Origin of the sequence: Pedobacter sp. AW31-3R (assembly GCF_052180285.1) — a bacterium.
In the GTDB taxonomy this organism is placed as follows: domain Bacteria; phylum Bacteroidota; class Bacteroidia; order Sphingobacteriales; family Sphingobacteriaceae; genus Pedobacter.
The window spans coordinates 984540-1000463 of the sequence record NZ_CP197475.1; the positions used below are offsets into that span (position 1 = coordinate 984540).

A 15924-nucleotide genomic window follows, 5' to 3' on the forward strand; every position below is an offset into this window, starting at 1 on the left:
CCTTAGACCAGTTTATCTCCACAACATTTCATCTGAATGTTGTGGAGATAGGTCTCTGCTTAGGCAAACAACCTGGACTGTTCAGTAAGGTCTTCCTGAAGGAAGAAGAATGGACGTTCTTTATTTCTACCGGGCATAATGATGTCGCAGGAGAGCGCCCATGGCCCCAAACCTCGCAAAGGTAAAGAAACCGGGCATTCTATCATCCGTAACTTTGATTTGTTTTAGATTCTCAGGTCTGTTCCAACAAAGTTTCGTTGATTTAAAATACCTATTAGGATTTAAAATCTGGTAATAAAGCCATCGCCTGATTACCACATTGTAAATGTAACCACATCAAATCGTACGGAGTTAACAAAAAAATAAATATTTTTCTCATCATGATTTTTGAGAATAAAATCAAAATTTTTATTGCTGTAAGAGGCTTATGAAATGTAAGGATTCAGTAATTATTATAAGAAACCCTTTAGGTTTTGGGATGGTTTACTGAAAGTAGGTATTTGGGGAAAATTAGAGTTGAAGTGTGTCTTGAATACTCAATGATTGGGTTGACAATACAGCTTCAATACGATAATACCACAATTCTATATTGATCTTCTAAAATTCATATAATTTGGGTAAATCCCATCACCTTATATCCCGGGAACAGGCTATTTTTCTAACTGTTTCGCTAATTTATCCGTAATGAAATAGCCTCCAACGTTTGTTGGTTGTTGACTGAAATTAACAAAACCTAAACGCTTTAATTTCCGGATATATCTTTCTACGGTACTTAATGATAAGCCAGTATCTATTGCGTAATCAGGAGCGCGCTTACCTTGTTCCTGGATCATTAGGTTCAGAAGCAATTTAGCATTAGTTTTCATATTTGATGTGCCGTCTACAAATGTTAGATTAATAATATGACCAAGTATGTCGTCATGAGTATAAAATATGGTCTCATTATTTGCACCTTCATCTGCACCTTCATCTGCACCTTCACTTTTACTTTGTGCTTTTCCAATTGTACTTAAAGCTACATTTGAACCTTTATTCGCTAAGGGTTCTTGTTCATTATTAATTCTTGCAGGGAGAACAGTCAGGAAGTAGGTACAATCTTTATCAGTTTCAAACTTAGGTTCGGGTGAACCATTAATATCCATTGACCTATATATAGCAGGGAACCCTGTTCCTCTGCCTTCAGTTAATTTCAGTTCTTTCAAGAAATCCCCTATTCTCCTATTGCGATATTCACGTGCTACAATACGCTTTTGCTGTTGCAGTATTTGTGCATTGACAGGAGGAACAGGGCCTGGATAGCTTAATATTTCAATCTTGTCGGGCCAAATCTGTACTTCTATTGGGCTACCGATTTCATAACTTTTATGATATACTGCATTTGATAAGGCTTCTTCAAGTGCCACAAAGGGAAAATTGTAAAAACGTGTTGCTTCAGCCTTTTCAGGATTTTTGATGACATGTTCCTGAATAATATTATTTTGGATGAATGCCAATACCGCTCTCAACTGATCCTGAATAGGACCTTTAAAATATTTTTCAGTAAAATCTTTACCTGAAAAATTCTTATGCCATACCAGTTCTATCCAGGGACGACTTAAAAACTGATCAGGATTCTTGCAGAAGAACAGTACGCCTGCATTTACAGGTCTAAGATTTTCATCTGGCCCTTTGGCGATATACATCTGCCGACTTAGATCCTCAGAACTTAGCTTCCTGCTGTCTTCAAGCAGATCACTTTTTACCTCATGTAAATAGGCCTGTATCAGACCAAGATCAAAGTCCCCGACAGTAGCAATACCATTCAACCGGTCATCAAAAGGAATTCTTGCTGCGAGTTCTTGCAATCTTTTAAGGTTATCGCCTTTGGCAATTATACTCCTCGAACCGTAGCGAATATATGGATGCCGTTCAGCTTTAGTTCCTTGGGTGCTAGGCGCTAAATAAGGCCTGTTGTCACCAGCCGGACACCAAATCACAAGGATATGTTTACCCTGTAAAATATAAGGTTGAATAATAGGAAAGTAATTGGGCAATAACTGATGGGCTAAGCTGAGGACTTTGCCTTGAATTTTATCAAACTGACTTTGCGGTACTCCCTCTGGAGGCAGAATAGGTTGTCCATTCTCTTCCTCAACGCCGACAATAATATAACCACCACCCCAGTTGTTCAGGTCATTGGCAAAGGCACAAACCGTATGTACTATATCCTCTGGGTTCCAACCCTTCTTAAATTCAAGACGTTCCCATTCAATCGCTTTTCCGTGAATTAAATCCTCTACATTAACTGGTAATGACATATTTTAAAATGTATCAGTATAAAGTCGTTAGCAAAAATACTCAGAATTAAGCAGAATAACCAGTCGGCTAAACTTTCAAAATCCGAAAGTTTGAATGTTTTTGCCGGGGCAGTAAAATATAAAAAAGCGCCTCAGAAATCTGAAGAACTTTTAACGAACAGGATCGATTAAAACGCCAGATTATAATTAATCGGTTAAGTATGGTGAATGATCTGAGTTTTGTTCCTTTTAACCCCAAGTTTTCCATTTTATTGTAGGTTATATTTATATAGCTTCTGAACAAGCCATGCTATTACATATATATACTGTCAGGCGCCTATTGCAGGTAGGGAATCTGGAATAGGTGTGGATTGAGGTTACACCTGGAAACTGGCCGGGCATTGTGATTATATGGGCCCTTCAATAGTTTTTTTCTGGCCAATCGAAGCCAGGGGCTGTGCCACCTGCCCCATTGCCCATCCCAATTTGTGCCTATGCAGCTGTTTTAAGCAGCGATTATAGGATACTGTATGGCCATTTGAGGTTCCGGGCCCCTGAAAAGGGCAGGTCCTGTTGCTGATTTCCCTATGAAAACCACAGTGTCCTTTTGTGCTGTCAAACATTTATAGCTGTGAGACAATAAGTTAGCGTTATGATACAATTAATTGTGTGTAATTGTTTGTGGTCATGGATATTTTTCCTACTTTTGCATCCCGCTTCGGAGGAAGGGAAACAGTGCAGGAGATAAAGAAGAAGTAATTTGAAAGGCGTGTAAAGAATAGGAATCCGGTAAAGGTTTTATTTTTAAAGAGGAAGGTTTAAACTTCTTTCAGGATTTTAAAACCCTGGAAAATAAAAAAAATAAAAAGCTTGCCAGATCAAAAAAGATTTCTACCTTTGCAGTCCCAACAAAACGGGAGCCCGGCGGCGGATGTCGCAAGGAAACAAACAAGACTGAAACGATCAGAAGATCAGCTGGAATGCAGGAACAATAAGACCTGCGGGAAAGAAGAGAAGAGATCGCAACATATACAGGCCGCCGTGAGGTAAGTGCCGAGAAGTTCATTAAAGAGATGTCATTTATAAAACGTAAGCGGGGTAATCCTGTACAAGATCAAAGTACATGATCCGCATGGGTTTTTCAAGTTAGATCTGTCAGACAAATAAGAACAGATTATTATTAAATTAATTTATTAAGTTAAGAATGGTCAGCGTTCAAACACAACATTTTACAATGGAGAGTTTGATCCTGGCTCAGGATGAACGCTAGCGGCAGGCCTAATACATGCAAGTCGAACGATAGATTGGGGCTTGCTCTAATCGAAAAGTGGCGCACGGGTGCGTAACGCGTATGCAACCTACCTTAATCAGGGGGATAGCCCGAAGAAATTCGGATTAACACCGCATAAAATCACAGCACAGCATTGTGTAATGATCAAATATTTATAGGATTAAGATGGGCATGCGTGTCATTAGCTAGTTGGCGGGGTAACGGCCCACCAAGGCGACGATGACTAGGGGATCTGAGAGGATGACCCCCCACACTGGTACTGAGACACGGACCAGACTCCTACGGGAGGCAGCAGTAAGGAATATTGGTCAATGGAGGGAACTCTGAACCAGCCATGCCGCGTGCAGGAAGACAGCCCTCTGGGTCGTAAACTGCTTTTATTCGGGAATAAACCTCATTACGTGTAATGAGCTGAATGTACCGAAGGAATAAGGATCGGCTAACTCCGTGCCAGCAGCCGCGGTAATACGGAGGATCCAAGCGTTATCCGGATTTATTGGGTTTAAAGGGTGCGTAGGCGGCTTTTTAAGTCAGGGGTGAAAGACGTTAGCTCAACTAACGCAGTGCCCTTGATACTGAAGAGCTTGAATGGACTAGAGGTAGGCGGAATGTGACAAGTAGCGGTGAAATGCATAGATATGTCACAGAACACCGATTGCGAAGGCAGCTTACTATGGTTTAATTGACGCTGAGGCACGAAAGCGTGGGGATCAAACAGGATTAGATACCCTGGTAGTCCACGCCCTAAACGATGAATACTCGCTGTTAGCGATACACAGTTAGCGGCTAAGCGAAAGCGTTAAGTATTCCACCTGGGGAGTACGGTCGCAAGATTGAAACTCAAAGGAATTGACGGGGGCCCGCACAAGCGGAGGAGCATGTGGTTTAATTCGATGATACGCGAGGAACCTTACCCGGGCTTGAAAGTTAGTGAATCATTTAGAGATAGATGAGTGAGCAATCACACGAAACTAGGTGCTGCATGGCTGTCGTCAGCTCGTGCCGTGAGGTGTTGGGTTAAGTCCCGCAACGAGCGCAACCCCTATGTTTAGTTGCCAGCACGTTAAGGTGGGGACTCTAAACAGACTGCCTGTGCAAACAGAGAGGAAGGAGGGGACGACGTCAAGTCATCATGGCCCTTACGTCCGGGGCTACACACGTGCTACAATGGATGGTACAGAGGGCAGCAAGCTGGCAACAGCAAGCGAATCTCCAAAAGCCATTCACAGTTCGGATAGAGGTCTGCAACTCGACCTCTTGAAGTTGGATTCGCTAGTAATCGCATATCAGCAATGATGCGGTGAATACGTTCCCGGGCCTTGTACACACCGCCCGTCAAGCCATGGAAGTTGGGGGTACCTAAAGTATGTAACCGCAAGGAGCGTCCTAGGGTAAAACCGATAACTGGGGCTAAGTCGTAACAAGGTAGCCGTACCGGAAGGTGCGGCTGGAATACCTCCTTTCTGGAGCAAGACTAACTACCCGTTTGCGTAAATGATATAAATGACAATAAAATCTCAAAAAGACAACCCATAGGATGAAACATCAACTAGATGTTTTGACCAGACTGAAAGAAGGTATTGACTGAGGCAAACGGCAATGTGAATGAGCAACTCAACAGCATTACCAGCAGCCACAGAAAAATAGTCCCGTAGCTCAGTTGGTTAGAGCACTACACTGATAATGTAGGGGTCAGCAGTTCAAATCTGCTCGGGACTACATAGTTATAATCTTACGGGGGATTAGCTCAGCTGGCTAGAGCGCCTGCCTTGCACGCAGGAGGTCAACGGTTCGACTCCGTTATTCTCCACCATCACCGGTATCTGATACAAAAGATACAGAAATAGGTAAACCGAAAGGAATACCCGGGATAGAAAAGTTCTTTGACATATTGGAAGAAGTTAATAAAGAAGAGCAAACAACAATAGAGACGTTGTTAGCGCTTAGGGAAGTAACCATGGATGAGCAATCATCACTGGGAACTGATCAAAAAGGTTAACAGCATTAATAAAAAAGCATTTCCATAGGCGCAAAAGGCTATGGAGAGAAGAAAGTAAGAAAGAGTACACAGGGGATGCCTTGGCTCTCAGAGGCGATGAAGGACGTGATAAGCTGCGATAAGCTTCGGGGATTAGCAAATATGACTTAATCCGAAGATTTCCGAATGGGGCAACCTGGCTGATTGAAGATCAGTCGCACTGCGGTGCGCAAACCTGCCGAACTGAAACATCTAAGTAAGCAGAGGAAGAGAAAATAATAATGATTTCCTAAGTAGTGGCGAGCGAACGGGAAAGAGCCCAAACCAATATTGTTACGGCAATGTTGGGGTTGTAGGACTACGATGTGGTATTAATGAATTGAAGTGGAACAGGATGGGAAGCCTGGCAGTAAAGCGTGAGAGCCGCGTACACGTAAGAGACATTAGCCTAGTAGTATCCTGAGTACCGCGAGGTCGGAGACGCCTTGTGGGAATCTGCCGGCACCATCCGGTAAGGCTAAATACTCCTGAGAGACCGATAGTGAACCAGTACCGTGAGGGAAAGGTGAAAAGAACCCCGAACAGGGGAGTGAAATAGAACCTGAAACTGTGTACTTACAAGCGGTCGGAGCGTCCAGGTGGCGTGACGGCGTGCCTTTTGCATAATGAGCCTACGAGTTACTCTTCTCTGGCAAGGTTAAGTGTTTAAGACACGGATCCGAAGCGAAAGCGAGTCTGAATAGGGCGTATAGTCAGGGGAGGTAGACGCGAAACCTTGTGATCTACCCATGGACAGGTTGAAGGTGCGGTAACACGTACTGGAGGACCGAACCGATAAACGTTGAAAAGTTTCCGGATGATCTGTGGGTAGGGGTGAAAGGCTAATCAAACTGGGAAATAGCTCGTACTCCCCGAAATGTTTTTAGGAACAGCGTCGTGGTAGAGTTTGATAGAGGTAGAGCTACTGATTGGGTGCGGGGGAGTCAAATCCTACCAAATCCAGACAAACTCCGAATGCTATCAAATATACACGGCAGTGAGGCCCGGGGTGCTAAGGTCACGGGCCGAGAGGGAAAGAACCCAGACCATCAGCTAAGGTCCCTAAATTACTACTAAGTTGAACTAACGAGGTGCGATTGCACAGACAGCTAGGATGTTGGCTTGGAAGCAGCCATTCATTTAAAGAGTGCGTAACAGCTCACTAGTCGAGCGATCGTGCATGGATAATAAACGGGCATTAAGTAGTATACCGAAGCTATGGGTAATATTTATATTACGGTAGGGGAGCATTCCAGCGGCAGCGAAGTTATGGCGTAAGCTGTGGTGGAGCTTCTGGAAAAGCAAATGTAGGCATAAGTAACGATAAGGCAGGCGAGAAACCTGCCCGCCGAAAGGATAAGGTTTCCTGATCAACGCTAATCGGATCAGGGTTAGTCGGGGCCTAAGGAGAACCCGAAGGGGAAATTCGATGGACAACTGGTTAATATTCCAGTACTTTTTATAACTGCGATGTGGGGACGGAGTAGTGACACTGCCGCGATCTGACGGAATAGATCGTTAAAGACTGTAGGTATTAGGGAGGTAGGCAAATCCGCCACCCTAGCTGAAAGTCGATAGTACCGCGAGGCTTCGGCTAAGTGGATAGCGCAGGTAATCAGACTTCCAAGAAAAACCGCTAAGCTTCAGGTTATAAAAACCCGTACCGCAAACCGACACAGGTATCCGGGAAGAGAATTCTAAGGCGCTCGAGTGAATCATGGCTAAGGAACTCGGCAAAATGGCCCTGTAACTTCGGGAGAAGGGGCGCTGGCAGCAATGTCAGCCGCAGTGAAAAGGCCCAGGCGACTGTTTAACAAAAACACATGGCTTTGCAAAATCGAAAGATGAAGTATAAGGCCTGACACCTGCCCGGTGCTGGAAGGTTAAGAGGGGATGTTAGTCGCAAGGCGAAGCATTGAATCGAAGCCCCAGTAAACGGCGGCCGTAACTATAACGGTCCTAAGGTAGCGAAATTCCTTGTCGGGTAAGTTCCGACCTGCACGAATGGTGTAACGATCTGGGCGCTGTCTCAGCCATGAGCTCGGTGAAATTGTGGTCCCGGTGAAGACGCCGGGTACCCGCAACGGGACGGAAAGACCCCATGCACCTTCACTACAATTTAACATTGACATTGGATACAGGATGTGTAGGATAGGTGGGAGACTGTGAAGCGGCATCGCCAGGTGTTGTGGAGTCAACGTTGAAATACCACCCTTTCTGTATTCGGTGTCTAACCCCTTAATGGGGGGACATTGTTTGATGGGTAGTTTGACTGGGGTGGTCGCCTCCAAAAAGGTAACGGAGGCTTTCAAAGGTAAGCTCAATACGCTTGGTAACCGTATGAGGAGTGCAATAGCATAAGCTTGCTTGACTGTGAGGCAGACAAGCCGAGCAGGGTCGAAAGACGGATATAGTGATCCGGTGGTTCTGCATGGAAGGGCCATCGCTCAAAGGATAAAAGGTACGCTGGGGATAACAGGCTGATCTCCCCCAAGAGCTCATATCGACGGGGAGGTTTGGCACCTCGATGTCGGCTCGTCACATCCTGGGGCTGGAGAAGGTCCCAAGGGTTCGGCTGTTCGCCGATTAAAGTGGCACGCGAGCTGGGTTCAGAACGTCGCGAGACAGTTCGGTCCCTATCTGTTGTGGGCGTAGGAATTTTGAGTGGGGCTGACCTTAGTACGAGAGGACCGGGTTGGACTAACCTCTAGTGAATCTGTTGTTCCGCCAGGGGCATTGCAGAGTAGCTACGTTGGGAATAGATAAGCGCTGAAAGCATCTAAGTGCGAAACTAGCCACGAGATGAGAATTCCATATAGGACCGTAGCAGACTACTACGTTGATAGGTTACAGATGTAAAGGTGGCGACACCATAGTCGAGTAATACTAATCATCCGAAGCTTTCAAGAGCAATACACTGTTGTTTGTTCTTCACACTAACTTCTTTCAATAACATGTCATTGTTTGAGAGCAGGAAGATTCCGAAAGGGATCATCCGAATCTAAAACATATTTAACATATTGTATGTGCGAGCATAAAAACAAAAGCACAGCGTAAAAGCTGTACGGTAAAGACATTTAGGTGCCTATATCGGTGGTGTCCACCTCTTCCCATTCCGAACAGAGAAGTTAAGCCCACCAGAGCCGATGGTACTGCGGTAACACGTGGGAGAGTAGGTCGGTGCCAAATCTTAAAGAGAGCCTTTCAGGAAACTGAGAGGCTTTTCTTGTTTACAGGGGTTTTGTACCTGTGCATTGCTGATAGATACAGCAGGCTGTTCGTATCAACACTAACAATGGAAAAGGTTTTCTCTTTCAATTGCTTATCCCTTTATCTGAGTAATAAATGAATAGTAAGAAATTAGTATATAGGGTGCCCGGAGAATCGGGACGCCTTTCTTGAATTATCGAAGCCCTAGTTTGCCATCTTAACATCGAAGTCTATCAGTTTACCAGATTGAGCGTTCGGGATTAGAACTGCGTATGTTACCGTGTCTATTATTGAACATGCCAACCGCTCAATATTAACATGGTAGATAAGTTTTTTTTCAGTGGCTTCAAGGTGTTGGTCTCTTAATTTCGCACAAGAGCTGATAACTGTATACCCAGCTAACACGAAGTAATTATCCAGATCAATCGAGCTTGTGGTGCCGTACTGTTCAAAATGTTTTCCAAACTCTTCCGGGGTTTTGATAATGAATGTTTCTGATGTTTTATCAGGATTGCTTTTCAGTCTATAAGACGTGTTGTCCAGTGACAGGGTTTTGAATTCGATTTTTTCAGCATTGTCCTGAGCGACAATTTCTTTTTGCTCACAACCGGCCAGCGATAATAAGACTAATAGATAAAATGCTTTCATATTTTCTTGATGATGGTTAATTTAATGATGATCGGTTATGACCGGCGTTTACTTACAAATAAAAACGTAATAAGATTCCTAAATGCTACAAGAATATTTTTTCCTATTTGTCCCCATATCTGATCGTATAAACCGGATAGCAGATAAGTGCTGTTTTTAATTCTTGTTTTTGATAAGATAGTAGACACATGTAGTCAAAAAATCTCTTAAATGAGGGATTGATTTTATCATTTTAAACTGTTCTCTTGGCCTCATTTTAAATTTATATTCATAAATGGGATTGATAAGGAAATGTTTTTCAGCCGCTATACAAAATCCCTCACGATGGACTATCTTTTCAAACCTTGCTATAGAAATTCTGGTTTCCTTAGTCTCCATAAAGAATGTAGGATCTTCACCGAAGGAGAGAAGGATGTTTTTGTAAATAAAATTTGGTAATAAATGTATCCATGGTAATCTAGACAAAAATTTATTCTTGCAGACCTGCTGGTGTCCGCCAAAGGGCATTCTCCAGGGTGGAAAACCAAAAAATATATAACCGTCTTCTGTTAAGTAAGAGTGCAGTACGGAAATTAATTTTTCTTGCTCGTGTATATGTTCTATGACGTCTTTTAGGATGATAAGATTAAATTTTCCCGCAAATTCATTTTTGAAAAGAGGATCGTATATGTTCTTATTATAAATGACGATGGTTCCTGCATTGATATCTTTCTTTAAATAGTCGTTCGACTGAAGTACCCGCAAGTTGTCAAGTTCTACTCCTGTTCCTTCGCAGCCTTTATTTACAAATGCCTTTAGCACTCCTCCTTCAGCTGATCCGATTTCTAAAACTTTTGTCCCTTTTTTGATGCTAACCCCCGACTCTTCGATGAAGGGTATAACATATTTTTCAGTGTTTTTGATTTGAGTTTGAAAATATTCGAACCTGTCTTTGTGAAAATTATACATCGTAATTGTAACTTTTATGGGTTTATTGATCTAAACGCATAAAATGATTCCATCGTTAAAGAAATATTTAATAAAATAAATTAATATTATGTAGCGTTTTTGAAAAATCAATCGTTTTAAATTCATGATTAGTCATTTGTTCTTCTTAAGAAACCATTCGCGTAGTGAATAAAGAAGATTTAATATTAGAAGAGATGATTGTTTGTTTTCCGGTTTTTGGCGAACGCATAAAAGAAAAGATTTATAAATATTACTTTAACTACCTTTTTGGGGTGGTGAAAAGTTATATTGATGATAAGGAAATTGCAAAAGAAGTAGTAAATGATGGTTTTTTAAAAGCATTCAACAGGATAGAGAAATTCGTTTTTAAGGGGGAACGAAAAGACTTTGGTAAAACTTTCAGAGCATGGTTGGTTAAAATAGCTGTACATACTGCAATAGATCGATTGCGGGTAAAAGAAGTGCCATTAATTTTCGGTGATTTGAATGAAAATTTAATCAGTTTATCAATCGATATTCAGGATAGACTTCATGTGAAAGATATGTCTATGTTGTTCGATTATTTACCCGATAACCAACGTACTGTTTTTAAGATGCATGAGATAGAAGGATATAGTCATGAAGAAATCAGCAAGGCGCTCAAAATACCTGCAGGTTCTAGCAGGGTATATTTGTCTAAGGCGAGGCAGCGGATCAGAATCTTATACACACGCAAATTTCTATAAGGCTAATGGGATACTCGGATATTGGACCAAGCAACCACCGCAAACCACCAGGTCTTCAAATCCAGCCCGCTCACTACATTCGCTTCTCCCTGACTTTTTTGCCCTTCGCCCGGCTGTTCCGACTTAATTTGTGTATGCTTCAAAACAGCCTTGTTACCATTCTGCCAGCTTATTAATTGGGACAAAAAACCTTTTTGAAGTTTTTTTGGTTATCTTTGAAACTAAACTAAATACACACACAAATACAATGAATTTTTTTGCAGAAAAAAGAAGGGAAGTAATGCTTCATGTTGAGCAGTATATGCTTGAGATGATGGGTACTTACTTGAAACCGATTGATACGAATTGGCAACCTACTGATTTTTTGCCTGTTTCTACCAGTGATACTTTTTTTGAGGATATTCACTCCTTGCGTGAATCGGCTTCAGGCCTGTCTTACGATCTGGTTGCTGTATTAATTGGTGATACAATTACTGAAGAGGCTTTACCTACCTATGAATCGTGGTTAAGCATGGTTGAAGGGGTGAGCCGTAGTGAAGAAGGTGGCTGGATGAGATGGAACAGGCACTGGACTGCAGAAGAAAACAGGCACGGAGATCTGTTGAATAAATATCTTTATTTATCTGGTCGTGTAGATATGCGACAAATGGAGATTTCAACCCAGTATCTGATTGCCGATGGATTTGACATTGGTACAGGTCATGACCCTTACCGTAACTTTATTTATACAAGTTTCCAGGAACTGGCCACTAATATATCTCACCGTCGCGTTGCTTCTTTAGCTAAAAAGGATGGTGATCCACTGCTTTCTAAAATGTGTGGAATGATTGCTTCTGATGAAGCCAGACATGCCAAGGCATATAAAGATTTTATGAGTAAAATCTTTGAGGTGGATGCAAATGAAGCGATGGTTGCTTTTGAAGACATGATGCGGAAAAAGATTGTGATGCCAGCTCATTTCCTGAGGGAAATGGGATTGAAAATGGGACAGACTTTTGGTCATTTCACAGATGCTGCGCAACGTTTAGGTGTTTACACTGCGGTTGATTATGTGGAGATCATGCAGCAGCTGATTGAAGAGTGGAAACTGGAAAGTATGCGCGACCTGAATGAGGCTGGCGAAAAAGCGCGTGATTATATTATGGCACTCCCAAGCAGATTGTTGCGCGTTGCTGAAAGAATGAAAAACCCTACAATGGATTATAAGTTCAGCTGGATTCACGCTTAAGCGCTGAATTTTACTGATTTTTTAAGGAAAGGCTGATCATCATGATCGGCCTTTTTCTTGTCGTTTTTCCTCCTTTTCTTACAGTAGCATTTTCGATATTTTGTGCTATGAAGATAACTTTCATTAATGATACACCATTAATGATATACCTTTTCCTTTTTTATACATTTCTTCTGTATTGTCCTCCTACTTCATAAAGTGCATTTGTGATCTGTCCCAGTGAACATACTTTGCAGGCTTCCATCAGGGCATCAAAAATATTGCCGCCTGTACTTGCAATGTGTTGCAAGTATTTCAGGGCATCAGCGGTTACGTCTTCATTTTTTTTGTGGAAGGCCGATAAGGTGGCGATCTGGTTTAACTTTTCTTCTGCTGTAGCCCTGATGACCTGAGCTGGTATTATTGTTGGCGATCCTTTTTTGTTAAGGAAGGTGTTTACGCCTACGATAGGATATTCCCCACTGTGTTTTAAGGTTTCATAATAAAGACTCTCTTCCTGAATTTTACCGCGCTGGTACATGGTTTCCATAGCGCCCAGCACTCCGCCCCGGTCATTGATTCTTTTGAATTCCTCCAGTACTGCTTCTTCCACGAGGTCTGTAAGGTCTTCGATAATGAAGGCACCCTGCAAAGGATTTTCATTTTTCGCCAGCCCCAGTTCCTGGTTGATGATGAGCTGTATCGCCATTGCCCGGCGTACGGATTCTTCTGTTGGTGTAGTGATGGCCTCATCGTACGCATTGGTATGCAGGGAATTGCAGTTGTCATATATAGCGTATAACGCTTGTAATGTCGTCCTGATATCATTGAAATCTATTTCCTGTGCATGCAGGGAGCGTCCGGAGGTCTGGATATGATATTTCAGTTTCTGTGAACGTTCATTGCCTTTGTACTTGTTTTTGATGGCTTTAGCCCATATCCTTCTGGCCACACGCCCGATCACGGCATATTCCGGATCCGTACCATTGGAGAAATAGAAGGAAAGGTTAGGGGCAAAGTCGTCGATGTGCATGCCCCTGCTCAGGTAGTATTCTACATAGGTGAATCCATTGCTCAGGGTGAAGGCCAGCTGAGAAATGGGATTTGCTCCAGCCTCTGCAATATGATAGCCAGAGATAGATACGGAATAGAAATTATGCACTTTATGGTCGATGAAATACTGCTGTATATCACCCATCATCCGTAAAGCAAATTCAGTGGAGAAGATACAGGTGTTTTGTGCCTGGTCTTCTTTGAGGATATCTGCCTGCACGGTACCCCTTACCGTGCTGATGGCCTGGGCACGTATCCTGGCATAAATGTCTGGAGGAAGTACCTGGTCACCGGTAACCCCGAGGAGTAACAAGCCTAAACCGTTATTTCCTGGAGGAAGTGTACCCTTGTAGACTGGCCTTGGCTGATGTTTAAGTTTATAGATGTGGTCAATCTTTTTGTTGATCTCATCGGCAAGGTGATGTGCGCTGATGTATTTTTCACATTGCTGATCTATAGCAGCATTCATAAAAAATCCCAATAGCATGGGAGCAGGCCCGTTGATGGTCATGGATACCGATGTGCTTGCTGCACAAAGGTCGAAACCCGAATAGAGTATCTTGGCATCGTCCAGCGTGGCAATACTTACGCCTGAGTTTCCTATTTTGCCATAGATATCCGGACGGATATGGGGATTCTCGCCATATAAGGTGACCGAATCAAAAGCAGTAGATAAGCGTTGCGCCGTTTGGCCCAGAGATACGTAATGGAATCTTTTGTTCGTCCGTTCCGGACCACCTTCACCAGCAAACATCCTTGTGGGATCTTCACCCTCACGCTTTAATGGAAATACGCCCGCTGCATAGGGGAATTCTCCCGGTACGTTTTCCGTCAGCTGCCATTTGAGCAGGTCACCCCAGTCCTGATATCCCGGAAGGGATACTTTTGGAATCTTTAATTGTGACAGGGATTGCTCAGATAAAGCTTGTTTTATTTCTTTACCCCTTATCCGGTAGCTGAGATATTCCTGTTGATATTTTTTTAGGGTAGCTGGCCATTCTTTGATTAAGCGCAGACAGTTCCGGTCTAGTTGCTCCTCCTGATGGGTATAAAGGTCTTTCAGGTTGGCTATGGTTTCTGGCTGGCTGCACAACTGAATGACTCCGTTTAACTGGTATAAGGTGCTTGCCAGGGCAGCCTGCTGATTTACCCATTCCTTATAATTATGGCTGGATGCAACAATTTCTGCCAGGTATCTGCTCCTGTCGGCTGGGATAATGTAGCTCTTTTCAGACTGTTCTGCAGGAATTGGAATCTGAGTACTGAAGCTTACACCTGTTTTATGCATGATGTGCTGCATAAGGGCCGCAAACAGCCTATTCATCCCTGGATCGTTAAATTGTGAGGCTATTGTGCCGAAAACGGGGATGTCACTGTCTTTGGCATCAAAGAGGTTATGGTTTCTCTTGTATTGTTTGACCACGTCACGCAGGGCATCCCGGGCTCCCCGTTTGTCAAATTTGTTGATGGCAACGAGATCTGCAAAATCGAGCATATCGATCTTTTCCAGCTGGGTGGCGGCACCAAATTCAGGGGTCATGACGTACAGTGAAACATCACAATGTTCAGTAATTTCGGTATCCGACTGGCCTATACCGGAGGTTTCTACAATGATGAGATCATAACCGGCAGCTTTGCAGATATCTATACTTTCACGGATATTTTTTGATAGCGCCAGATTGGCCTGCCTCGTCGCGAGCGAACGCATGTACACCCGCGGGTTGTTGATGGCATTCATCCTGATCCTGTCCCCAAGTAATGCTCCTCCCGATTTTCTCCTGGAAGGATCTACAGAAATAATCGCCAGGGTTTGATCAGCTATCTCATGGAGAAAGCGCCTGACCAGCTCATCCACAAGAGAGGATTTTCCTGAACCTCCGGTACCGGTAATGCCGAGTACCGGAATGGACTTAAGCCGGGCTGTACTTTTTAATTTATTTACCCAGGGCTGGGCAGTATCAGGATCATTTTCCGCAAGAGTAATGGCAGCGGCTATACTTTTTATTTCTTTGTCAGGGATGTTTTTAAGCGCTGTGGCCAATTCATGAGGGGGAGCATAGTCAGTTTGTTCAAGCATATCATTAATCATGCCCTGAAGCCCCATTTTGCGTCCGTCATCCGGGGAGTATATTCTGGTTATTCCATAAGCATGCAGTTCTTTTATTTCCGAAGGTAAGATTACTCCGCCTCCACCAGCAAATATTTTGATATGACCGGCTCCTTTTTCCTGTAGCAAATCATACATATATTTAAAGTATTCGATATGTCCGCCCTGATAGGAGGTCATCGCTATACCCTGTACATCTTCCTGTATGGCGCAGTTGACAACTTCCTCAACTGAACGGTTGTGGCCAAGGTGAATCACTTCTGCACCGGTAGATTGCAGGATTCTGCGCATGATATTGATGGTGGCATCATGTCCGTCAAACAGGGCTGCAGCAGTAACAAAACGGATCTTATGCTTTGAGGTATAAGGTTTAATTTGCTCCATGAATAAATTATATTTGGTATTCAAAGATAACAAAAACTGATCAGGACTTGGTTTTGTG

6 protein-coding genes, 2 tRNA genes and 3 rRNA genes are annotated in these 15924 nt (G+C 43.1%); 7 read left to right on the forward strand and 4 right to left on the reverse strand.

Features of this window, described 5'->3' with window-relative positions:
• Positions 1-650: 650 nt before the first annotated feature.
• Complete coding sequence (locus ACSBL2_RS04150) at positions 651-2297, reverse strand: RNA-binding domain-containing protein (RefSeq protein WP_442590407.1); 1647 nt, start codon at positions 2295-2297, stop codon at positions 651-653.
• Positions 2298-3507: 1210 nt separating this feature from the next.
• On the opposite strand from ACSBL2_RS04150, the gene ACSBL2_RS04155 reads away from it, so the two are divergent.
• From ACSBL2_RS04155 to rrf, 5 genes are all read left to right on the forward strand, one after another.
• Positions 3508-5030: ribosomal RNA gene (locus ACSBL2_RS04155) — 16S ribosomal RNA — on the forward strand.
• A 182-nt stretch (positions 5031-5212) separates the two neighbouring features.
• Positions 5213-5286: transfer RNA gene (locus ACSBL2_RS04160), tRNA-Ile, on the forward strand.
• A gap of 17 nt (positions 5287-5303) precedes the next feature.
• Positions 5304-5380, forward strand: a tRNA-Ala gene (locus ACSBL2_RS04165).
• A 234-nt stretch (positions 5381-5614) separates the two neighbouring features.
• Positions 5615-8493, forward strand: a 23S ribosomal RNA gene (locus ACSBL2_RS04170).
• Positions 8494-8661: 168 nt separating this feature from the next.
• Positions 8662-8773: ribosomal RNA gene (gene rrf, locus ACSBL2_RS04175) — 5S ribosomal RNA — on the forward strand.
• The 16S, 23S and 5S rRNA genes sit together here with 2 tRNA genes alongside, the layout of an rRNA operon.
• Positions 8774-8998: 225 nt before the next feature.
• Here the strand turns inward: rrf and ACSBL2_RS04180 are convergent.
• Positions 8999-9442, reverse strand: coding sequence for a hypothetical protein (locus ACSBL2_RS04180; protein WP_442590408.1), 444 nt, complete (start codon positions 9440-9442; stop codon positions 8999-9001).
• A gap of 156 nt (positions 9443-9598) precedes the next feature.
• Positions 9599-10390, reverse strand: a complete 792-nt coding sequence (locus ACSBL2_RS04185) for a class I SAM-dependent methyltransferase (protein WP_442590409.1) — start codon at positions 10388-10390, stop codon at positions 9599-9601.
• A gap of 164 nt (positions 10391-10554) precedes the next feature.
• Here ACSBL2_RS04185 and ACSBL2_RS04190 point away from each other — a divergent pair, with 164 nt between their 5' ends.
• Together ACSBL2_RS04190 and ACSBL2_RS04195 are read left to right on the forward strand one after the other, a co-directional pair.
• The gene (locus ACSBL2_RS04190) at positions 10555-11115 is read left to right on the forward strand and encodes an RNA polymerase sigma factor (RefSeq protein ID WP_442590410.1); all 561 of its coding nucleotides are present in this window, start codon (positions 10555-10557) and stop codon (positions 11113-11115) included.
• Between the two features lie 247 nt (positions 11116-11362).
• Positions 11363-12343 (forward strand): acyl-ACP desaturase, encoded by a 981-nt coding sequence (locus ACSBL2_RS04195; RefSeq protein ID WP_442590411.1) that lies wholly within the window; start codon positions 11363-11365, stop codon positions 12341-12343.
• 160 nt (positions 12344-12503) lie between these two features.
• Here the strand turns inward: ACSBL2_RS04195 and ACSBL2_RS04200 are convergent, their stop codons facing one another.
• On the reverse strand, positions 12504-15866 hold the full coding sequence (locus ACSBL2_RS04200; protein ID WP_442590412.1) for a methylmalonyl-CoA mutase family protein: 3363 nt from the start codon (positions 15864-15866) through the stop codon (positions 12504-12506).
• Positions 15867-15924 lie beyond the last annotated feature (58 nt).